Here is a 21,672-nt window from a genome sequence, read left to right as displayed (position 1 = left end):
TTTACCTTCTATCTAAATTAAAATCTGAAATGGGCAAAAGCACGGTTCGCCTCTGCCATTCTGTGCATATCTTCTTTACGTTTGTAAGCACCACCCTGGTTGTTGTAAGCATCTACAATTTCGGCAGCTAACTTATCAGCCATCGTCTTCCCCCCTCTTTTGCGAGCATAAAGAATGAGGTTTTTCATTGAAACGGATTCTTTTCTATCCGGCCTGATTTCAGTAGGAACCTGGAATGTAGCTCCGCCCACACGGCGAGACTTTACTTCCACTTGGGGGGTTATATTATCGAGCGCGGCTTTCCAAATCTCGAGAGCCGATTTTTCTTCGTTAGGCAATTTAGCCTTTACTGTATCCAATGCGGAATAGAAAATATCATAGGAGATACTTTTCTTACCGTCATACATAAGGTGGTTAACAAACTTTGTCACCCTTATATCACCATAAACAGGATCAGGAAGAACCTGTCTTTTTTTAGGTTTAGTTTTTCTCATTGCTTAAAAAATTTGTGTTGTTTGGTTGCCTTTGCAAAGTCTTCAACAAACTCCTCCGAATTTATTTACTCAACCCTTCATAAAATAGCGTATCCCAAAAATTCAACAGCGATTCGACATTTTTTAATTATTTTTTCTTACCTGCTACAGCCGGTTTAGCGCCCGGTTTAGGCCGTTTAGCCCCGTACTTCGATCTTCTTTGGGTACGACCGTTTACGCCGGCAGTATCCAAAGTACCACGCACAATGTGATAACGCACACCTGGAAGGTCTTTCACACGTCCTCCACGCACCAGCACGATAGAGTGCTCTTGCAGGTTGTGTCCTTCTCCCGGGATGTATGCATTCACTTCCTTCGAGTTGGTCAAACGTACACGAGCCACCTTTCTCATTGCCGAGTTTGGTTTTTTCGGAGTAGTGGTATACACTCTCACACAAACACCACGACGCTGCGGACAAGAGTCCAGAGCAGGCGATTTGCTTTTCTCCGTAAGTGTGGTACGTCCTTTTCTTACTAATTGTTGAATTGTAGGCATCTTCTGCTTTCTTTTTTCTATTTCAGTTTTTTAATAATTAACTGTCTCACTTGCCTTTCACGTTATGGCATAATATTAATACCTTGATTATCATCCAATAACCATTCCTTTCACATGAAAAACGGCACAAAATTACAAATAATCAATCAGATGTGCAAGTGTTTCTTTAAGTTTTTGAAAAAAATCAGTTCACCTGCAAACTGCAAACAGGGAAATATAGCAACAGGCAGCTAAACTCACGCTCGGCTGCCTGCTCATCGTTTAAATATAAAAAAGAAAAAAGTTATTTTAAAAAGACCATTAATGTATGTTTAAAAATCAGAAACACTATTTTTTGAGACATTATACTATTGGCTGATTAGTAGCCAATCATCGTCAGGGAAATTGTTGCCCGTTCCGTAGTGATCCCGACAATTTGGATATGGAATTGAAATCGATCTTTCCCGAAACAGTAATGATGGATAATTTCCCGTCATTATCGAGGGCGATGAGTATAAGATCCTGCCTTTCCTCTCCCTGCCTCTTTACCCAAACAGAGATCTTAGATCCCATTTCGCTTACAGAGACGGCCTCGTCATAATCATAGAATGACTCCTTGATCAGTTCATTTGCTTTTTTAAAATAATATTTAGAGTCCTCTACATTGTCGGAGTTTATCATACGAATGCTATTCAACTCTTTGAATGTATTCTTCAATTCCTCATCATCGGTATTAGCAGCCATCTTATCAAGCATTGTCCTACCGATGTTTATATTGCTTAGCGGCCTCTCGTCTTCAGCACATCTTTCCATAAATACCGACACAAAATTATCGGCGAAGAGGGCTCCCGGAAGAAGGAAGGAAAACATTATTCCTAATATTATTCTCATATTATTACCTTATTCTGACAAATTACTAATGACTAATGACAAATTACCACTGACTAATTACCAATTTTATTCTTTATTCTTAACTTTCCAGTTCTTCACTCTTCGCTCTCCACACTATCTATTTCAACCGGATTGTCTTTGTTTAATGAGTCGATGGCAATCCAATCAATATCCAGATCATCGATAAATTGGATGGTTTCCACCGAGGCCGTTTCACTTTTACGCAGTGCATGCGACAATTTCTCAAGTGCGTAAGCAGCATGTTGCATGGCAGCATTGGGGTCTTCGAATGTTTCCACAAACTGCGGGCGGTTATCCTGCTTGGAGATGAAGTAGAAACTTACACCCATCCCTACCACAAGTAAAACGGAGACCGCTATACGCAACAAAGGCCTAAAAATACGAATAGTGATATAGCGCTCTTTCCCTTCCCCTTCCACCCCGAAGGCATTCTGCAGCCTTTCGCTGAAACCGTCGCTCAGCGAAATGGACTGCTCATCCTTTATATAAGAAAAGAGAGGGACGTATTGCCGGAGTTCTTCAGGCACACTGTTGCCCGAGAAAAACGTTTGCAGTTCCTTCTCTTCCTGTACTGATGTTTCACAGTTCCAGTATTTTTCTAATAGACTATTCATCTTTTCACTATTCATCTTTATGATATACCGATAATATTTCTTTCATTTTTTGTCTTGCCCTGTGAAGGCTTATTTTCACCAGATCTTCACTGATAGCAAGCGCTTCAGCTATCTCCCGGTAACTCATCCCTTCGATCTCCCTAAGAGTGAAAACCAACCGTTGATTTTCCGAAAGCATTCCAATGCTCTGGTCAATGGCCGAGCGTTGTTCCTTTCTCTCCATTTCTGTATGCGGAGAACGATTGTCAACAAAAAAGAGATTCTCTTTTTCGGGATCGATCACTCCGGTTTTTCGGACAGCCATGGAAGCCAACCTATCCAGTGCCGTATTCTTGGTAACCCTGAAACAGTAAGCTTCGAGATTCTCTATATAATTCCATTCATCCCTCTTACTCCAGAGTTTCAGGAGCACATCCTGCAGGATATCCTCAGCCTCAGCCTGTTCTCTTACAATGCCGTATGCTAGCCTGAAGAGTTTGTCTTTCAGGGGGAGGATGACGGTATGGAAAGAATCAATGTTCATTGTATAATGACGGGCGAACCACCAAAAAGTTACAGGAGATTTGAAAAATTTATGCCTATTTGCTATTATTCAGGAATTGGTGTGCCAGCAAGACCGTGTTTTTCAGGTATTCATATTCCAATTCGAAGCACTCGGAGAAAATTTCGGTTCCCATATTATCTTCAATCTGTGAAGCTGTCCATAATTTTCCTCCTTGCAAATGCAGGCTGTTGAAAACCGCTTCATCTTCAATAACGGACACATAGAGAAATACCAGGCGTTTGGTTATTTCATTTTCAAATGTATATTTCAACAAAAAACGCAGAGGAATATCGTTACCCCCGCATTCTTTTCTGATACTATTCCGCAAAGTTTCATCCACTTTGTCGTTGAATTGCATATATTTCTCAAACGGATAATCCAGCTTTCCGGGATTCAACAGTCGGTCCTGATCCCGCGCCTGCAGGTAAATTCTTCCTTTGTAGATCAACGCCAGGCGAACCACCGGATGCATGAACTTATTCTTCAGGTTTTTGGTGATCGACTTCGCCACTTTCCCCGTCACATCTCCCTTTTCCGTCACCACGGGCAACCACTCTTCCTGAAACAATTTCTTATCAAGGATGTATAACCGGGCTGTTTCCATAATCATGATCACCAGCATGATAATCTGACACAATACCACCATGGCTGCACTACTCACAAAGCGCAGCTCTGCAGCATCGAAGAGGTAAAAAGCCAATACAAGAAGAAGATGGATCGATAATCCGTATTGCGTCTGAAAGGATACTCTCAGTGACTCTTTCAGATAATTCTTCAACATTATGTTACGCCCCTTTGCCACCCGGGTAATAATCTTCCCTCTCGAAAGGCGCATAATGATAAGGGATATCACAAAAATGATCTCCACAATGGCGAACCGGTTAAAGGGAGGCAATTTCGGGAAGACGGTAAAAGAGAATAATAATGCAACTGCAAATGTAATAATGGAAATATCATAGATAAGGCGGCTATACTTTTTTACTGCAATATATCCCGTTACAGACAATGCCAATGCAATTCCGGTAGCGATGCGGGAATCCACATACAATATCAGAATTGAAAAAATAAACATCGACATAAGTCCTAATGCCGGATTCCTTAATACTCTTTGCATAACCTTATTTCGCACACACACTATCTGAACGCACCCAATAATAACAACAAAACGGCCTTTTTGTTTAGACATAAAAAACGTTGCCGGACAGTTATAAACCATCCGGCAACAAATCCCTGAATAATTAACAAGAGATAGTTACTTCAAATTCTGTTTGAAATAACCGATCACCTTTTCATAAAGGTATTTCCTTGTATTTTCGCCTCTGATAGAATGATCTTTATCCGGAAAGAAAAACATGTCGAAATGTTTACCGGCCTCAATCAATGCACGCGAATATTCCACAGAGTTCTGAAAATGGACGTTATCATCAGCCGTACCGTGTACCAGCAAGAGATTACCTTCCAACCGGCCTGCAAGTGCAATAGGCGATCCATTATCGTATCCTTGTTTATTCTGCTGCGGCGTACGCATAAATCGCTCGGTGTAGATAGTATCATAGAAACGATAGTCGGTTACCGGCGCTATGGCCACTCCCGCTTTAAAGGTTCCGTTTCCACGACTCATACTCATCAGCACGGTGTATCCCCCGTAGCTCCATCCCCAAATACCAATACCCTTTGCATCGATATAAGGCAATGAGGCAAGGTAACGCGCAGCGGCAATCTGGTCGTCCGACTCTTTAATCCCCAAATTCATATAGGTACCCTTACGAAACTCTTCACCCCGTGCGCCTGTTCCCCTACCATCTACGCAAGCCACTATAATGCCTTCATTCAGCAATGCATAATACCAATCGGCACTATACCGGTCTAAGACTTGTTGCGAATTGGGGCCGCTGTACTGGATCATCACCACAGGATATTTTCGGGTAGGATCAAAATTATAGGGTTTCAATATCCATCCGTTCAGACGTGTTATACCATCGGCAGCCGTCACAGTAACATATTCTCTTTTGGGAAACTGAGCGGCCGCCACTTTGGCCCGGACTGACTGGTTATCTTCCAGAATGCGCAATTGCTTTCCATTTGCATCGTGCAAGGTAATCACAGTGGGGGTTTCAGCGTCTGACCAGCGATTTACAAAATACTTGCCCTGTCCGCTGAAAGAGGCGCTGTTATATCCCCCCTGCTGCGACAATTTTTGGGGTTGCCCCTTGTTAATGTTCACCTTATATATATTGCGCCTTATGGGCGACTCATCGGCAGCTTCATAGAAGACCGTTTCCGTTTGCCCGTCCACGGCCAAAAGCGCTGTCACGTCGTAGTTACCGGTAGTAAGTTGTTTTTGCAGCGTACCTGAAAGACCGTAAATATAAATATGGCTATAACCATCTTTTTCTGATACGTAAATAAAACGGTCTTTTAAGAAATGGATCGAATTGAGCCATTCAGAATCGATATAATATTTATTCTCTTCCCTCAACACCAATTTTGAAACCGTGGAACGGGGGCTTGTAAAATACATGTCGAACCGGTTCTGGTCCCTGTTCAGTGTCATCACCGCCAATTGATCGGGATCGTGTGTGAACTTGATACGTGCTATATAACCATTTTCCTCCAGCGGCACATCCAAAGTGCGTGTGGTACGTGCCGCAATATCGAACACACGGCATTCCACAGTGGAATTACTCTCCCCCGCCTTGGGATATTTAAACCGATAAAAATCGGGATACAACTGCTTATTAAAAGTCTGGAAAGAAAATTCTTTCACAGCTGACTCGTCGGTGCGCACAAAAGCCAACAGATTGTTATCAGGCGAAAACTCCATCAGCCGGGTTATCCCGAACTCTTCCTCATATACCCAATCGGTCGCCCCGTTGATTACTTTGTTCCATTCACCATCTTTTGTCACTTGCGATTCGGTATCAAAGTCGAACTTTGTCAGCCATATATTATTTTCTATCACGTAGGCAACCATTTTTCCATCAGGAGAAAAAGTAGGGATCATCTGTTTCGAGGGATGTTCCGAGAGCTTCCTCACCATGTTGCGACGTACGTCATGATAATAGTAATTGGCACGGAAGGAGTGGCGATAGACCTGTTCCCTGTCGCGGTATACCAGTACCCGGTTCTCATCGGGACTTACCAAAAATCCCTGAAAACTGTCGAAGGTGCAGTTTCGAGCCGTACGTGTGTTAAACAGGGTATCCACCGCTTCACCGGTGGCATATGCATATTTGATCACTGCCGTCTGCTGTGGGTCAGCCTGGTAATAATACATTCCATCTTCCGACGATACCATCGGCCTTATACCACGGGGAAGGAATTCATTTCCCAACAGGTTTTCCAATGTAAAGTGCTGCGCAGATACCGTCACAACACTTGTCATCACAATAATTATTGTTAGTATAACCTTACAAAGAATTTTTTTCATCGATCTTGTCTTATAATTTAGAAATACAAATATAATCCATTTTAGAATATGGGATGTTGGATTTGAGGATTGATGATTATATTCAATTTCGACAAAGTTACGAAAATAGGGGCTCCTTTCACATATTTTTTTGTATTTTCGGCAAAAAATTCGGCAACAGTATTTGACTACGTCGATTTTGGCTCCGCCAAACGTTGTTTCAATTCATCATCAAATTATTGGATCGTTAAGTCATCCAATCAATTAAATCTCATTGCCACTACTTGTCCCGGTTTATCGGGATTGGCTGGCATATTGGCACACTAGCACATTAAATATATGGAATCAGAAGAAAAGAAAATTACAGAATTGCCCGAGAATGCATATCGGGAATTAAAACCGGGCGAAGAGTACAAGCCGGTACTTCCCTCTGACAGGCCGGTGACGGAAGTAACTCCATGGTCAATAGGGATGGGATTATTAATGGCAGTCATCTTTTCGGCTGCAGCAGCCTATTCAGGTTTGAAAATCGGCCAGGTTTTCGAGGCTGCCATCCCCATCTCCATCATTGCCGTAGGAGCATCAGCGGCATTCCGCCGAAAGAATGCGTTGGGACAGAATGTCATTATCCAGTCTATTGGGGCATCGTCGGGAGTGATTGTCGCCGGAGCGGTCTTCACTATTCCGGGGCTTTATATCCTGCAAGCCAAATATCCCGACATTCAGATCAACTTCTGGCAGATCTTTTTTTCATCGCTATTGGGAGGATTCCTGGGAATTCTCTTCCTTATCCCTTTCCGTAAGTATTTCGTAAAAGATATGCACGGGAAATTACCATTTCCTGAAGCTACGGCAACCACCGAGATACTGATGACCGGGGAAAAAGGTGGAAACAAAGCAAAATTATTGATCACCAGTGGACTTATCGGGGGATTATTCGATTTCTGTTTCTCTGCTTTCCGCCTTTGGAGTGAAGAGATTACCACACGTATTATCCCGGCCGGAGCCATGATGGCCGAAAAGTTCAAAATGGTGCTTAAATTCAACGTGAGCGCCCTCATTTTCAGTTTCGGATATCTGGTAGGATTACGTTTCGCGCTGATCATCGTTGTAGGTTCACTACTTTCCTGGCTGGTACTGATCCCGCTGGTAAATGAGATCGGTGCGTTGACGGCAGCCATGAGTGGTGGTGTCAATCCGTTTGCCGCCCTGTCGGCTGAAGCAATATTTGCAGAATATGTACGTCCGATCGGTATCGGTGCCATTGCAATGGCAGGGATCATCGGGATCATCAAATCGGCCGGTGTGATCGGCAGCGCTTTTAAACTGGCAGTCGGTAAGAAAGTGGCCACTGGTGCTGTGGGAACGGATATAAAGCGTACAAACCGGGACCTGAAGATGTCATTCGTGATGTTATTCCTGTTCCTCACGCTTATCGCCGTATTTATCTTTCTGCTCATCGGAGTAAAGATTACACTTATACAGGCCATTGTAGCCCTGATTGCCATCACCGTTATCTCATTCCTGTTCACCACCGTGGCTGCCAATGCCATTGCCATTGTGGGGACTAACCCTGTATCAGGAATGACGCTGATGACGTTGATCCTCTCATCGGTAATCCTTGTTGCCGTAGGCCTGGAAGGCTGGCAGGGAATGGTGAGCGGGCTGATCATTGGTGGCATTGTCTGTACTGCACTTTCTATGGCCGGGGGTTTTGTCACCGACCTGAAGATCGGTTACTGGATTGGGACTACCCCTGCAAAACAGGAATCGTACAAATTTCTCGGAACGCTTGTTTCTGCCGCCACTGTAGGTGCAGTAATCTTTATCCTGAATGAAGCATACGGCTTCGTAGCCACTCCTGAGCATCCGAACCCTATGGTAGCCCCGCAGGCCAATGCCATGGCTGCCATCATAGAACCGCTGATGACAGGAAGTGGTGTGAGTTGGATATTACTAGGTATCGGCGCAGTGATCGCGATCCTTGTGAACTGGCTTGGTGTATCGCCCCTGGCATTTGCACTCGGCATGTTTATCCCCCTCCAGTTGAATACTCCACTTATCGTAGGAGGACTGCTAAACCACTGGATCAATAAAAAAGGTGCCGACAAACAGTTGACCAATGCACGCCATCAGCGTGCTATCCTGATATCTTCCGGATTCATCGCGGGTGCCGCTCTCTTTGGAGTATTAGGTGCACTCATCATATTCCTGACAGGGGATGGTGAAGCTCTTAATTCCAATCTATGGAGTAATCCTCACGGTACCGGTGCACAAATCGTGGCACTCATTGCTTTCATCGGACTGGTCGGCTATTTTGTTTGGGAAGCCAGACGCGCAAAAAGAGAGGATTAATTGATCCCGACAAGTCGGGACAAGTAGTGATGATTTAATGATGTGCCAATCCCGATAAACCGGGACAAGTAATTGATAATTGGTAATTAGTATTTGGTAATTGAAATTAATAGACAGATGACAAAAATTTTCCAACAAATAAAACCCATTTTATTTGGGTTACTTGCCCTTCCGGTCGTTTCCTGTACGCAGACACAGCAAAGCGACACTGAAAAAGATTTTACTCAATATGTAAACCCCTTTATAGGAACAGCCTTCACGGGACATACTTTCCCCGGCGCCACCTATCCGTTAGGTATGATGCAGCCGGGCCCGGAAACGGGTAATTTCTCATGGGAATACTGCTCCGGCTATTTCTATGACGATGAGCGCATCAACGGCTTTTCGCAGAACAGGCTGAACGGTACGGGGTGTGTCGATCTGGGCGACCTGCTGATGCAACCTTTCTCCGGTGAGAAACGCGACGACCTGAGCAGTAGTTTCGACAAGGCTACGGAAAAAGCCTCTCCCGGTTACTATGCGGTGGAGCTGGCCGATAACGAAGTAGGTGTGGAAATCACTACCGCCCCGCATGTGGCATTCCACCGCTACACTTTCGCCAAGGACAAACCGGCGAATTTGCTGGCCGACTTTCAAAGCGGGCTGGTATGGACGCAAGATAAACTCTTCACCCACGTACTCGATAATGAGGTCACTTTCGAGAACGACCGCCTTATTACCGGCTATACCCGCCGCACCGAATGGGTGGAACGCACTTACTATTTCGCTATCGAGTTCGACAAACCGATCCTCTCTTCGGAACAGCTCGAATCACGGGATCCACGGGAGAAGGCACCCCGCTATATCCTTACCTTCGACATGCAGGACGATCCTACCCTGCAAATGAAGATCGCCATGTCCACCACAAGCGTTGAGGGTGCAAAGAAAAACCTTGCGGCAGAAGTAAGCGGATGGGATTTCGACGAAGTGCACCGGGACGCCAAAAAGGCCTGGAACAGCTATCTTTCACGGGTGGAGATAGAGGGGACGGAAGACGACAAGGTCAATTTCTACACTTCACTCTACCACCTCTATATCCAACCCAATAATATAGCCGATGTGGATGGCTGCTACGTGGGGCCTAACCGCGAGATCACACAGTCGCCCACCGGAAAGTTCTATTCCACCCTCTCACAGTGGGATACCTTCCGTGCCGCTTTTCCCATGTACACCATCCTCAGTCCGGAAATCATCGCCGACCTGGTAAATTCTATGGTCGATTACAGCAAACAGAAGGGGCATCTCCCCATCTGGACGCTAATGGGACAGGAGACCTTCACCATGATAGGCAACCACTCCATCCCCATGATCGTGGACGCTTACCTCAAAGGATTCGACGGATTCGACGCTGAGAAAGCCTACCGGGAGATCAAAAGATCGATTACCGAAAGCAGGCATTACAAATCAGGCTGGGAGATATATGATCAATACTGTTACTATCCCTACGACCTTATCAAAGTAGAGTCGGTTTCCCGTACGCTCGAATGCGGATTTGACGACTATGCCGCCGCACAGATGGCTAAAAAGTTAGGAAAGGCGGAAGACTACGAATTCTTTATGAAACGTGCCGGATATTACAGGAACTTATTTGATAACGAAACCAACACTATGCGCCCCAAAGATTCCAAAGGCGAATGGTTGTCTCCTTTCGATCCTTATGAGTTGGCGCACGCCGACTCACAGATCGGGGGTCATTACACGGAAGGCAACGCACTGCAATATACATGGCACGTGATGCAGGATATCCCCGGACTTATAGAACTAATGGGTGGAAAAGAGGCCGCAGGAAAGGTGCTCGACTACCTTTTCAACACCACACAGGAAACCACCGGTACTCTATCCGATGTTACCGGGTTGATCGGCCAGTACGCGCACGGCAACGAACCAAGCCATCACGTGGCTTATATCTATTCATTTCTCGACAGGCCGGAAGAAACTCAGCGGCTGATACGCCAGATTACCACCGATTTCTACCGGAACAAACCGGACGGGTTGATCGGTAACGACGACTGCGGACAGATGTCGGCATGGTATATGTTCTCCGCTATGGGTTTCTACCCCATGGATCCGGTGAGCGGCGAATTAGTTATCGGCGCACCGCAGATTCCCAAAGCTACCATCAATACAGGCAACGGGAAATACTTCACTATGGAGGCGAAAAATCTTTCAGAAGAGAACATGTATGTAGAGAAGATAGAATTGAACGGGCAGCCGTATGATAAGAAATTTATTACGCATGAAGACATCACGAACGGTAGCACGTTAGTGTTTTATATGACAAACAGTCCGAAGAAATAGAAGAGAAAAGGTCTGGAACAGATATTACTAATTAATCAGAGAGGTGTATGATTACCATGTGCCTCTCTATTTTTTCACACAATCGGCACACAATCCTTCCACAACAACAAACACCTCCCTGGAGACAAAGCCTTTCGGTAACTCTGCGTCAAAGTGAGTGACGCCATCCAAACACAACACCTCGTCGCACTTCTCACAATGGAAATGGGAATGGAAATTGTCATCTTCATGATGATGCCTGTTCAGGGCATATTTCACCGTGTTGTCGTTCAACACAATCCGGTGGATAATACCCCGGTCTTCCAACGTCTTCAGGGTGCGGTACAGGGTAACCCTGTCGAACAGGTCAGGATATGACTCTTTCAACTCATTTTCCGACATCGCCACTTCGCTTTTCAGCAGCTCGCCAAGAATATATTTCCTGCAACCGGTATTCTTCAGATCATGGGCATGTAAAATTTCTTCTACGGTCATAATGCAACAATACTTCAAATGATATTCTGCTACGAAAGTACTGTTATTTTAGAAACAAACCATACATTTTATGTAAAAAATATTCAACTGCATCATTGTTGCAATTGAATATTTTGTATATTTGCAGAGTTTTTCAATTTACAAATGACAGACAGATGCAGATTAAATTTTGCTTTTCCATATTAACCCTTGTTTTTTTGTGCGGAAAATCGGCGGCCCAACCGATAGGTTTACAAACGGTTACCGAACCAGACTACTTATCGTGGAATCCGCAGCAACCCGACACAATAGGCAATGTTATTCCGGAAGAGGAGAGAAGCCCTATAGAACTGGATGAAGTGGTCGTACGAGGCGACCGCACAAGAAATATCCAAATGAAGTCGGCACAGAATATTGTTCATGTCGATAAATCCTATATAGAAGATAACTTTTCGGGGAGCCTGATGCAAACCCTCGAAAAAATTCCGGGGATAAGGGCTATGACTATAGGATCCGGCCAGTCCAAACCCGCTATCCGTGGGCTTGGCTTTAACCGGATGATCGTGACAGAGAATGGTATAAAACATGAAGGCCAGCAATGGGGTGAAGACCATGGGCTGGAGATAGACCAGTTTTCGGTCGATGAAGTGGAGATTGTAAAAGGGCCGGGGTCGCTCTTATATGGTTCAGATGCTATTGGCGGAGTAATCCAGTTGCGTAACAACTATATTCCCACAGAAAAGGCAGAGGGCAATATCAACCTATACGGCAGGAACAACAACGAGTCGGCAGGTGTTTCGGGGCAAGTTGGCGGCAAAATCAACAAATGGTACTATAAAATCAATGCTACTTATATGGATTATGCAGATTATAAAGTACCTGCCGACAGCATACAGTATTACTCTTACTATATTCAATTAAAAAAACGTCGTCTACGCAATACCGCCGGAAGAGACCGGAATGCGGGGTTTACATTGGGTTATTTGGGAGAAAATTTCCGGTCCCACCTACTAGTCTCGAACATTAATTCCCGAAGCGGGTTCTTTGCCGATGCACACGGATTGGAAGTGAGGCTATCCGATATAGATTACGACAGGTCTACCAGGGATATAGACCTACCCTATCACTCGGTCAATCATTTCAAGTTAGTCAATAATTTGGCATGGCGCATCGGGAATATTACCTGGGAAGGGAATATCGCGTTTCAGAACAACCTCAGGAAAGAGTTCTCCGAACCGGTATCGCACGGCTATATGCCTGTTCCTCCCGATGCTTTGGAACGTCAATTCGACAAAAACACCTATACCGCATCTACCCTGCTCAGGATGCCGGTGAAGGACCGGTTGAGCTTTCAGGGTGGACTATCCATAGAACATCAGCATAACAAAAGAGGGGGATGGGGTTTTGTAATTCCCGATTTTCGTACTACCAGTATGGGATTCTTTGTTTATGGACGATACCATATCTCTGATAACTTAATTATCAGTTCGGGTGTACGTGCCGACAAAGTAAAAATAGATATCGATAGCTACCGGGACTGGTACCAGACACCGGATGGACAAGGTAACCCGGTATATAAGGAACGGGCTGCCGACCTGCGGAAAAAGTTCGACAGTTTCACCTGGTCTGCCGGATTGAATTACCAACAAGGCGCATGGATGTTAAAAGCCAATATAGGCAAGAGCTTTCGTGCACCGACACCGAAAGAATTGGGTTCAGACGGGGTGAATTACCACATATTCAGGTATGAGAAGGGAAATAACAGCCTGAAAGCGGAAGAGTCGTATCAGGCAGATATGGGTATCAGTTGGCAAAACAACCTGCTAACAGTCCGGTTGGAACCTTTCCTCAACTACTTTCCCAATTATATCTACCTGAATCCCACGCCTGAATATTACGAAGGACTACAAATGTATCATTATGCACAGGCACGAGTGATCCGCTACGGTTTTGAGACAGATGTACAATTACAACTTACCCGGCAGATTACTTTGGGAATACAATCGGAATACTTATATGCGGAACAGCTCTCAGGAGATAAGAAAGGGTATTCCCTTCCTTTTTCGCCTCCCTGGTCAGCCAATTTCAGTATCGGTTACCGGCCCGGCAAAGGATTTCTCGGCACCGACGGTGACATACTGCTGGAATACAAAATAACGGGGACTCAAAACAGGATCGTGCCCCCGGAAGAAAAGACTGAAGGTTACCAACTGCTGAACTTATCATTAGGGCGCAGCTGGCAATTAAACGATAACAACATAAAATTCCGGTTGCAGGTACAAAACCTGCTGGACAAAAGATATTACGACCATACCGGTTTCTACCGGTTGATCGATATACCCGAACCGGGAAGAAATATTTCGGCAATGTTGGGATTTACTTTTTAAAAAAACAGCAACGATGAATAGCCCGGTAAAACTTCGTTTTGCCGGATTGTTAAGCAATCATCATTTATATAAACCATTAAAAAATTATCCGTATGAAACGAGCATTTAATTCATTACACCCGGGAACATGATTGAAAGCGAGTTCCATACACCATAGTGTAAACAAATAAATTAAATCGTATGAAAAGAAAATTATTTTTGGGAGTGATACTCCTTCTCAGTGCCAACGTACTGTTTTTCTCGTCCTGCGAGGATGATAACGATAAGCCTTTGGCGCCTAGCGTCAAGATTACCGAACTGGGGTCGGGGCATGACAGCCCGAACGACAAAATAGGGTATGCTGGTTCAGATATCCATATTAACGCCGAGATCACAGCTGAAGGGTTAATTGAAAGCATCACGCTAGAAGTTCATCAGGAGGACGGAGATTTCGAATTTCACGAAGTATATACTGATGCCAAAGGGCTAAAAAACACCACCCTGCATAAGCACATTGATATCCCTGCCGAAGCACCGGAAGGTGAATATCATCTGCATCTGGTTGTGAGAGACCAGGAGGGACAGACAGGCATGGCAGAATCCGAACTGATTATAAAACCGGCATCCGAAAACGATGACGACGGACACGGCCATGATGACGAGCATGACCACGACCATAATCACTAATAGAGAAATTGAGGGTGTATCACAATATGTGATTTCACCCTCTCTTTAATCCCCTCTGTCCGGAAATAATCTCAAACAACTTATTTTCAGCAATTAAACTCCTATTTTGAGACCACTTTATAATTTAAAAAGAAAATATATGATCCGAAAAGCATTATTTTGTCTGACTGCCCTTTTGTTGCTACTTTCATGCGGTCAGGAAGATGATCACGATATGGAAAAACCGGAGATCGACATGAGCGGGGCATCGGCTTTTCCTTTGACCTGCGATGTAGTATATAGGGGAGAAAGTTTTATATTTAAAGCATTCTTCACCGATAACCGGGAGTTAGGAAATTATAATATTGAAATCCATAACAATTTCGACCATCATTCACACAGCACCGATGATGTGGACTGTGAACCGGATGAAAAGAAAACACCGGTCAATCCGTTTATCTATAATGAGAGTTTCCGAATCCCTGACGGAATGGTCTCCTACCAAGCTGAAAGCAGTATCCATGTTCCCGACGATGTGGATACCGGTGATTATCATTTCATGATACGCCTGACCGACAAATCGGGTTGGCAACAACTGAAAGCCGTAGGGATAAAAGTAAGAGACCGGAACTAATGTCGACGAAAAAAAAAGCGGATTTATCTCCTGTTTTTATTGTTGCAGGGATTTATAAAACCGCAACTCACCGACTAACCGTTCTATCTCCGATTGCAACGATCGCACCCTGTCCAACATATGGCGAAGTGCATCAATCCCTGCCACATTGATATCCATCTCGTAATGCCACCGGATGAATTGTTCCAGGTCGGAAAGGTCGTCGTATTCTATAAACCGGTCGTCGTCCTGATCGATCACATGGATTAATCCCACATCCCGCAGCGACTCAATGAATGATTCTTCTACCTCGTAAATCCTCAGGCATTCGCTGTATAGTAATCTGTTTCCACTCATTGTTTCCTGATTTTTGATAATTGGGTAAATAGTTCTTTCTCCTTATCCGAAAGATGTTCAGGCAGATGCACCTTCAACGTCACGTATAAATCGCCAAACCGTCCCTCTTTCTTATACAGGGGAAACCCTTTGCCTTTCAACCGTAGTTTGGCATTAGGCTGGGTACCGGGTTTAATGGTCATTTTCACCTGCCCGTCGAGCGTATCGATCATTGTTTCGCCCCCAAGCACAGCGGTGTAAAGGTCGATCACAGCATCGGTATACAAATCATCCCCCAGGCGTTTAAAAGCAGGGTCATCCTCAATAATAAAAGTGATATAGAGGTCACCGTTCGGGCCACCGTTCACCCCGGGTTGACCGTATCCGGTCAGCTTGATCTTCTGTCCGTCAGCCACTCCTGCAGGAATGGTAATACGTACATTCTTTCCATTAATCGACAATGCCTGCTGATGCGTTTGCATGGCCTGACGAAGTGTCAGGCGCAATTCCGCCTGATAATCCGCACCTTTGAATTTATTACGGGTGCCGGCACCGCTTTGCCTCCGGCTAAACCCGCTGCCGAACATAGAGTGGAAAAAGTCTGAGAAGTCATCATCCGAAAAATCACCTTCTGTATAGAAAGTCTGTCCACCCTGGCCGCTCCACTGTTGTTGCCTGCTACTTTGCTGCCGATATTGCTGCTGTGCTTTTTCATACTCTTCGCCGTGCTTCCAGTTCTCACCGTACTTATCATATTTGGCGCGTTTCTCCGGATCACTCAGCACTTCATTGGCTTCATTGAGCTCCTGGAACTTCTTCTGTGCCTCCTTGTCGTTCGGGTTCAGGTCGGGATGTAACTTACGCGCCAGCTTGCGGTAAGCTTTCTTGATATCCTCAGCCGATGCATTCCTATCGACTCCCAGCATTTTGTAATAATCAATGTATGGCATTTTTTTCGTGTATTGAAAAACAGCCCTACCCCTAAATCACGGTTTCCCGTGACCGGCATAAAGCTGTTTTTAACTATGCTAAACTAAAATAGGAACAAGTCAGCGAGCCTTCTTGATCGCTTCCTCAATAGCTTTACTGAATACCGGCAGATCGCCTGGTACTCTTGATGTGATCAGGTTACCATCTATTACCAGTGCTTCGTCCACGTAATTCGCACCGACTTCCTCCAATTCACCGCGGATAGATCCCACAGCCGTGGTAGTTACATCCTTAAGCACTCCTGCCCTAGCCAATACTTGCGGGCCGTGACAGATAGCCGCCACCGGCTTCCCTGAATTGAAAAAGTTCTTGGCGAACTCCACTACCGTCGGGTCTTCTCTCAATGCAGCAGGGGCTCTTCCTCCAGGTAGTACCAGCGCGTCAAATTCATCGACGCTCACCTCTCCTACTTTCTTTTGTACAACTATTTCAAAATCGCTGTTATAGGCTTTCACCCGTCCCGTTTCAGGACCTATCACCGTAATATCCATATCTTTATTTTCCAGATAACCGATCGGCATATAAGCCTCGGCATCCTGGAATCCCTCAGTAAGCAATACTGCTACATGGGGGCGATTCACTGCTTGCACATCCGGTACAATCACTTCCGATCGTCTCTCTTCACTGCTACCGCTACCGGTACATCCGGCAGCAAACAATACAATACTCAACATACAAAACGCGTTTAAAATGATTCTCTTCATAATGATCAATATTATGGGTTTGAAATTAAAATTGTCAAATCCATTTATCTTTACATCTACAATCAAACAAATCCAACTACAAGATTAACAACTGTTTTTCTGATATTGTTCACTCTTTTTGAAAGATAGAAGAGATGATCCGGTTTTCCTTCGCTTGGCATATTTTTATATCTTTGTTCTTTATTCTTTACTCTAACTAATGAAATCTGAATTTGAAAAAATGCGCAGTGGAGAGTTGGCCGACTTCTCTGATCCTGAAATACAGGAGAGTTTCAGGCACTCGAGGAAATTGTGCATCAAGCTGCAAACGATGACGATCTTCGATGACGATTACCGGGAAGTGATCAGTCAACTTATACCGGATCTTCCCGCCTCAAGTACGGTCTGTCCGCCTATCCAATGCGATCACGGAAGTTCCTTCATTATAGCGGAAAATGTTTTTATTAACTATAATGCTATGTGTATCGGCGAAGGATATGTTCGTATAGGCAAACATACTTTTATCGGTCCCAATTGCCAGTTCTACACACCCAATCACCCGATGGATCATGTGGCGAGACGGGAAGAGAAAGAGTACGCCTATCCTATTACCATCGGTGAAGACTGCTGGCTGGGTGGCAATGTGACTCTTCTCCCCGGGATAACCATCGGTAACCGATGTATCGTAGCAGCCGGCAGCGTGGTTACCAAAAATGTGCCGGACGACTGTATGGTAGCCGGCAATCCCGCCACCATTAAGAAACGATTGAACCAGTAAAAAGTCATAACGCGTCCGGCTTCACTTTCTTATTCCGATTTCAAACTTTCCACGGGATTCACCTTTATTGTTCGCCACAACTGCCATAGAACAGTTAGAATGGTTATTACAGAAACCAGTAAAAGCGCAAGGAAGAAAGAGCCAATGGAAACATCCACCCGGTAAGCGAACTGTTGCAGCCAACGCTCCATAAGCCACCACGCCAGCGGCACACCAATGGCAAAACCGATGATAATCCAACCAAATATCGGTTTGAGCAGCAACCACAGTATCTGATACGTTTTTGCACCGTTGATCTTCCGTATACCAATTTCTTTAGTCCGCCGACGAACAGCATAGAATGAAATACCAAACAAACCGAAACAGGTAAGTAAAATACTAATCAATGAATACATTTGCAATAAATCTGACATCTCTGTTACTTTACTATTCCGACTTATAAATGTATTATAGACATCGGCATAGGTAAAAAATTCATCGGGATAAGTCTGTTCCCAGAGTTGCCGGATGTTTTTTATTGCTAATCCGTTATCATTTCCGTCTAACCGGATTTGCATAGCTGTAAGCCTATCCTCGAGGGACGAAATCCGCGTCATCTTTACCGCCATCGCTTTCTTTTCGAGTGAATTGAAATAGAAATCTTCTACTACTCCTGCAATCACAGACACTGAATCAAGCGAGTCCATATACCTCCCCAAAGGTTCGCCAATCAACTCTTCGACGGGTTTTTCTACCAGATTGGCAAAAGTCCGGTTCACGAATACCGCCGATCCATACCTTTCGGGTAATGTCTCCCACTCGCTTCCCACGAGCTGCTGAAGTTGCAGGATACGGAACAATCCTTCATCGCCCGACAGTCCGAATACGGTGGTCTGAAACTTCTCGCCGTTTTCCTTTCGCATATCGGCATGCATAATCCATACGTTCATCAGTCGCATATTTCCCAGTGAAATACCCGATACACCCGGCACAGATTGCACTTTTTGTTTAAATAGGCGTAGGTCGGTTTCAGTTGAGGTATTCCATATCTCTATCAGATTCCTGTAACGCTCTCCGGCTTGCTTCACCAAACCCATTTGCCGGTTAGCAGTGATCATTCCCATAATCAATGCCACGCCAATTACAAACTGTGCTGTCACCAGTACTCCTATCCAATGATTCTTCTTATTCACAAACAACTGACGCACATCACCTCCCGATAATCGATTGATCCTATTACTGATAAGCAAAGCAGGAATCACTGTAAGAAGAAGGATAAGCAAAACAAAAAACGGGAAGAACGACGAACTGTAAAAGAAGGAGGGACTAAAGTCTGCCGACACAATTATAATTGTCTATGTTTAATAAATGATTTAATTCGAGAAGATACAAAAGCGATAAAGATAGTTTGTTACATGATCCCGTTTGATGGAACAGTTTATATTATAGTCTTATTTTCAACATAGTATAATAAAAAAATTAAGAGATTATTCATTAAAAAAATTATACTATCATTAAGATCACAAATATATTGATTAAGTTTTTTTCGGACAAAATATGCCAATAAAATTAACTTAAATTAATTCTGAATCTAATTATAAAAACAACCCTTTTTGATACTATATTGGTTATGTTTTTAACTACCCATCGACCGAGCACCTTTGTAAGAACGACGGAATGATAGAGATCATTTCTTTTATTGTCAGATTATCAATATGGGCAAACCTGTTCTCAAAATCACGGGAGTCCTCCCGGTTAACCACATACAGCACTTTAGGTGTCTTAATGCTTTCCAGTTTTTTTAGGAGAAGATCCATTTCATCCAATTCTTTCCTAAAATATATCGCAGTAGTATTTTCATTATTCCCAAACAATTGAAAATAGTTAGTACGCTCTACCTCATCCAGCGTATTTTCTGCCAAAGCCAACAAATATCCGGCTTTCTGTGCCTGATTCACTTTCTCTTCATCCGAAACAGATGAAATATTATTATTCCCGACAAATGAGGTTTTATAATACTTCAAAGAATTACCCAATCCGGGGACTCTTTTCCCTTTTTTTATCACACCGTAAATAGTGTACTTGTTTTTTCTTACCTCTTCTTTTATCTCGTCGTACCGCGATTTATACTCTTCCGAAAAAAAATGGTCTCTGGCAGCACGGATTACACTATTATCCAATAGCAATTTGGTATTTAGCGCAACCTCATATAGTACCTCTTTCTGATTCTTACTCTGCAAATACCCCTGAATGATATTTTTAATCCTGGGGTAGGTCACTTCATCGGCAATATTATTCTCGTTATTGGTACACAATATCACCTGCCGCTGACCCCCATCGATATAATTCTGCTCCATTACGGCGTGTCCCGTAGTACCACTCCCCGCAAAAAAATCCAGAATAACGGCATCCTTATTGCAGGAACCGATCGAAAATATGAATTTCAGGAAATCGACGGGTTTTTTCCCGTTTCTAAACTCGACACCGCCTTCATATCCCACACTATTAAATGCTTCTTCAAAATCCATGTAATTAGGATAAGGCACTTCCTTTACTTCCTTTTTATTCAAAGGGATCCCCTGAAAGTAAGAACTATTTACCTTAGCTGCCGATTCCCGCGTGAGAAAATACCTGTAGCCATACATATCTCCTCCCATATCGGGTACTTTATATAAATAACCAAACAGATGATTCCTTTCTTCCAGGTATTTCATATGGAAACGTCCGGAGCTGTTTCCCTCTTTTAATGAACCCCGGATATTGATTTTCTGGAACTTATCGGCAGAAGGTGTGGATTTGGTTATTCTGTATTCTCCGGGTTTAAATACAGAGACTACTTTTGAACCCAGTGTGATTTGCTCCGGATTATCAATCAATTCTTCTATCGTATATATATATTTCTCAATGGAACTGTTATCCTGAAGTCTTTTTATAGACTTAAACTTCGGGGATTTCCGGTATAGTAACAGTTGTTCGGTGGTTTCATGATAATCTTTATCCCCCTTAAGTATCCTGTCTTCATGCCTTACCTTTACAGTAAAGGTGGTCATGTAATTCGACGCTTGAAAGATGTGATCACACAACAACTTCAATTGCGCATATTCGTCTTCGTTGATCGATATAAATATTACACCGTCAGGTTTTAGCAGATTATAAGCCAATTCCAGGCGCTTATTCATAAACGACAACCAATAGCTATGTCTTAATGGATGATCTTTGGGTACATCGGAACCATCAGGAAACTTATCGAGTATCCTTTTATCCCTGTATCTGAATTCATCTGATCCGGTATTATAAGGAGGGTCTATGTATATAATGTCTATTTTTTCCTTATGGGTATAGTTCAGGCAAGTCAACGCGTGGTAATTATCTCCTTCAATGAGAATATGGGTCGGTTTCTTATCTTTATTTCCAATAGATTTCTCTTTCACCTCCTCTATGACGGGCAATTGATTTTCAGATTCATCATCAAAGGTTTCAGGCACTTCCATCCAGACAAGTCCATATTTGACTGTCTTGGCCCGACTATTAGCTATGGCCAATTGTCGTTTCAATTTTCGTATTTCTGAAACAAGTTCCTGCTCCTTATTCATCTCACTCATATCCATATCCTTACAAAATCCTTACAA

General features: G+C 43.8%; 19 protein-coding genes. 6 read left to right on the top strand and 13 right to left on the bottom strand.

Features of this window, described 5'->3' with window-relative positions:
• Positions 1 to 17: 17 nt before the first annotated feature.
• The 7 genes from rpsG to PSM36_RS03990 form a co-directional block, all read right to left on the bottom strand.
• Positions 18 to 494 (bottom strand): 30S ribosomal protein S7, encoded by a 477-nt coding sequence (rpsG, locus tag PSM36_RS04020; protein ID WP_076929070.1) that lies wholly within the window; start codon positions 492 to 494, stop codon positions 18 to 20.
• 127 nt (positions 495 to 621) lie between these two features.
• Entirely contained in the window at positions 622 to 1,029 is a 408-nt protein-coding gene (rpsL, locus tag PSM36_RS04015; protein WP_019541344.1) for a 30S ribosomal protein S12, read from the bottom strand.
• Positions 1,030 to 1,404: 375 nt separating this feature from the next.
• A complete protein-coding gene (locus PSM36_RS04010; RefSeq protein WP_083710921.1) occupies positions 1,405 to 1,899 on the bottom strand; it encodes a DUF4252 domain-containing protein in 495 nt (164 codons plus the stop codon).
• A 95-nt stretch (positions 1,900 to 1,994) separates the two neighbouring features.
• Positions 1,995 to 2,534, bottom strand: coding sequence for a hypothetical protein (locus tag PSM36_RS04005; protein WP_154670958.1), 540 nt, complete (start codon positions 2,532 to 2,534; stop codon positions 1,995 to 1,997).
• 7 nt (positions 2,535 to 2,541) lie between these two features.
• On the bottom strand, positions 2,542 to 3,057 hold the full coding sequence (locus PSM36_RS04000; RefSeq protein WP_076929063.1) for an RNA polymerase sigma factor: 516 nt from the start codon (positions 3,055 to 3,057) through the stop codon (positions 2,542 to 2,544).
• A 55-nt stretch (positions 3,058 to 3,112) separates the two neighbouring features.
• Positions 3,113 to 4,192 carry an NUDIX hydrolase gene (locus tag PSM36_RS03995; protein ID WP_076929060.1) on the bottom strand — a complete coding sequence of 360 codons (1,080 nt, stop codon included), beginning with the start codon at positions 4,190 to 4,192 and terminating at the stop codon, positions 3,113 to 3,115.
• 138 nt (positions 4,193 to 4,330) lie between these two features.
• Complete coding sequence (locus tag PSM36_RS03990) at positions 4,331 to 6,508, bottom strand: S9 family peptidase (protein WP_076929058.1); 2,178 nt, start codon at positions 6,506 to 6,508, stop codon at positions 4,331 to 4,333.
• 318 nt (positions 6,509 to 6,826) lie between these two features.
• Between PSM36_RS03990 and PSM36_RS03980 the strand changes: the two genes are divergently transcribed.
• Entirely contained in the window at positions 6,827 to 8,842 is a 2,016-nt protein-coding gene (locus tag PSM36_RS03980) for an OPT family oligopeptide transporter (RefSeq protein ID WP_076929054.1), read from the top strand.
• Positions 8,843 to 8,959: 117 nt separating this feature from the next.
• Positions 8,960 to 11,179 (top strand): GH92 family glycosyl hydrolase, encoded by a 2,220-nt coding sequence (locus PSM36_RS03975; protein ID WP_083710920.1) that lies wholly within the window; start codon positions 8,960 to 8,962, stop codon positions 11,177 to 11,179.
• A gap of 66 nt (positions 11,180 to 11,245) precedes the next feature.
• On the opposite strand, the gene PSM36_RS03970 is transcribed toward PSM36_RS03975, so the two are convergent.
• Complete coding sequence (locus PSM36_RS03970; RefSeq protein ID WP_076929052.1) at positions 11,246 to 11,653, bottom strand: Fur family transcriptional regulator; 408 nt, start codon at positions 11,651 to 11,653, stop codon at positions 11,246 to 11,248.
• Between the two features lie 155 nt (positions 11,654 to 11,808).
• Between PSM36_RS03970 and PSM36_RS03965 the strand changes: the two genes are divergently transcribed.
• From PSM36_RS03965 to PSM36_RS03955, 3 genes are all read left to right on the top strand, one after another.
• The gene (locus PSM36_RS03965; protein ID WP_083711130.1) at positions 11,809 to 14,019 is read left to right on the top strand and encodes a TonB-dependent receptor; all 2,211 of its coding nucleotides are present in this window, start codon (positions 11,809 to 11,811) and stop codon (positions 14,017 to 14,019) included.
• Between the two features lie 180 nt (positions 14,020 to 14,199).
• A complete protein-coding gene (locus tag PSM36_RS03960; protein WP_076929050.1) occupies positions 14,200 to 14,685 on the top strand; it encodes a DUF4625 domain-containing protein in 486 nt (161 codons plus the stop codon).
• Between the two features lie 139 nt (positions 14,686 to 14,824).
• Positions 14,825 to 15,298 (top strand): DUF4625 domain-containing protein, encoded by a 474-nt coding sequence (locus PSM36_RS03955; RefSeq protein WP_076929048.1) that lies wholly within the window; start codon positions 14,825 to 14,827, stop codon positions 15,296 to 15,298.
• Positions 15,299 to 15,334: 36 nt separating this feature from the next.
• Here PSM36_RS03955 and PSM36_RS03950 read toward each other — a convergent pair whose 3' ends face one another.
• The 3 genes from PSM36_RS03950 to PSM36_RS03940 all read right to left on the bottom strand — a co-directional run bounded on the left by PSM36_RS03950 (position 15,335) and on the right by PSM36_RS03940 (position 17,307).
• Positions 15,335 to 15,634: a chaperone modulator CbpM gene (locus PSM36_RS03950; RefSeq protein WP_076929045.1), complete on the bottom strand. Its 300-nt coding sequence runs from the start codon at positions 15,632 to 15,634 to the stop codon at positions 15,335 to 15,337.
• Positions 15,631 to 16,563, bottom strand: coding sequence for a DnaJ C-terminal domain-containing protein (locus tag PSM36_RS03945; protein WP_076929043.1), 933 nt, complete (start codon positions 16,561 to 16,563; stop codon positions 15,631 to 15,633). Before PSM36_RS03945 ends, PSM36_RS03950 begins: the two co-directional genes overlap by 4 nt.
• Positions 16,564 to 16,662: 99 nt before the next feature.
• Entirely contained in the window at positions 16,663 to 17,307 is a 645-nt protein-coding gene (locus tag PSM36_RS03940) for a type 1 glutamine amidotransferase domain-containing protein (protein WP_197684917.1), read from the bottom strand.
• 199 nt (positions 17,308 to 17,506) lie between these two features.
• Here PSM36_RS03940 and PSM36_RS03935 point away from each other — a divergent pair, with 199 nt between their 5' ends.
• On the top strand, positions 17,507 to 18,064 hold the full coding sequence (locus PSM36_RS03935; RefSeq protein ID WP_076929041.1) for a sugar O-acetyltransferase: 558 nt from the start codon (positions 17,507 to 17,509) through the stop codon (positions 18,062 to 18,064).
• 29 nt (positions 18,065 to 18,093) lie between these two features.
• On the opposite strand, the gene PSM36_RS03930 is transcribed toward PSM36_RS03935, so the two are convergent.
• Positions 18,094 to 19,386 carry an ABC transporter permease gene (locus PSM36_RS03930; RefSeq protein WP_076929039.1) on the bottom strand — a complete coding sequence of 431 codons (1,293 nt, stop codon included), beginning with the start codon at positions 19,384 to 19,386 and terminating at the stop codon, positions 18,094 to 18,096.
• A gap of 297 nt (positions 19,387 to 19,683) precedes the next feature.
• Complete coding sequence (locus tag PSM36_RS03925) at positions 19,684 to 21,645, bottom strand: site-specific DNA-methyltransferase (RefSeq protein WP_197684916.1); 1,962 nt, start codon at positions 21,643 to 21,645, stop codon at positions 19,684 to 19,686.
• Between the last annotated feature and the right edge of the window lie 27 nt (positions 21,646 to 21,672).

This window comes from Proteiniphilum saccharofermentans (assembly GCF_900095135.1).
GTDB classification, from domain to species: domain Bacteria; phylum Bacteroidota; class Bacteroidia; order Bacteroidales; family Dysgonomonadaceae; genus Proteiniphilum; species Proteiniphilum saccharofermentans.
Note: the sequence above shows the minus strand (reverse complement) of the source record. Positions and strands in the feature narration are given on the sequence as shown.

Coding starts and splice junctions, on each gene's coding strand:
- PSM36_RS04010 (WP_083710921.1), bottom strand. CDS start 1,899: ATGAGAATAATATTAGGAATAATGTTTTCCTTCCTTCTTCCGGGAGCC.
- rpsG (WP_076929070.1), bottom strand. CDS start 494: ATGAGAAAAACTAAACCTAAAAAAAGACAGGTTCTTCCTGATCCTGTT.
- PSM36_RS03965 (WP_083711130.1), top strand. CDS start 11,809: ATGCAGATTAAATTTTGCTTTTCCATATTAACCCTTGTTTTTTTGTGC.
- rpsL (WP_019541344.1), bottom strand. CDS start 1,029: ATGCCTACAATTCAACAATTAGTAAGAAAAGGACGTACCACACTTACG.
- PSM36_RS03955 (WP_076929048.1), top strand. CDS start 14,825: ATGATCCGAAAAGCATTATTTTGTCTGACTGCCCTTTTGTTGCTACTT.
- PSM36_RS03980 (WP_076929054.1), top strand. CDS start 6,827: ATGGAATCAGAAGAAAAGAAAATTACAGAATTGCCCGAGAATGCATAT.
- PSM36_RS03970 (WP_076929052.1), bottom strand. CDS start 11,653: ATGACCGTAGAAGAAATTTTACATGCCCATGATCTGAAGAATACCGGT.
- PSM36_RS03945 (WP_076929043.1), bottom strand. CDS start 16,563: ATGCCATACATTGATTATTACAAAATGCTGGGAGTCGATAGGAATGCA.
- PSM36_RS04000 (WP_076929063.1), bottom strand. CDS start 3,057: ATGAACATTGATTCTTTCCATACCGTCATCCTCCCCCTGAAAGACAAA.
- PSM36_RS03990 (WP_076929058.1), bottom strand. CDS start 6,508: ATGAAAAAAATTCTTTGTAAGGTTATACTAACAATAATTATTGTGATG.
- PSM36_RS03935 (WP_076929041.1), top strand. CDS start 17,507: ATGAAATCTGAATTTGAAAAAATGCGCAGTGGAGAGTTGGCCGACTTC.
- PSM36_RS04005 (WP_154670958.1), bottom strand. CDS start 2,534: ATGAATAGTCTATTAGAAAAATACTGGAACTGTGAAACATCAGTACAG.
- PSM36_RS03940 (WP_197684917.1), bottom strand. CDS start 17,307: ATGAAGAGAATCATTTTAAACGCGTTTTGTATGTTGAGTATTGTATTG.
- PSM36_RS03975 (WP_083710920.1), top strand. CDS start 8,960: ATGACAAAAATTTTCCAACAAATAAAACCCATTTTATTTGGGTTACTT.
- PSM36_RS03925 (WP_197684916.1), bottom strand. CDS start 21,645: ATGAGTGAGATGAATAAGGAGCAGGAACTTGTTTCAGAAATACGAAAA.
- PSM36_RS03950 (WP_076929045.1), bottom strand. CDS start 15,634: ATGAGTGGAAACAGATTACTATACAGCGAATGCCTGAGGATTTACGAG.
- PSM36_RS03960 (WP_076929050.1), top strand. CDS start 14,200: ATGAAAAGAAAATTATTTTTGGGAGTGATACTCCTTCTCAGTGCCAAC.
- PSM36_RS03995 (WP_076929060.1), bottom strand. CDS start 4,192: ATGCAAAGAGTATTAAGGAATCCGGCATTAGGACTTATGTCGATGTTT.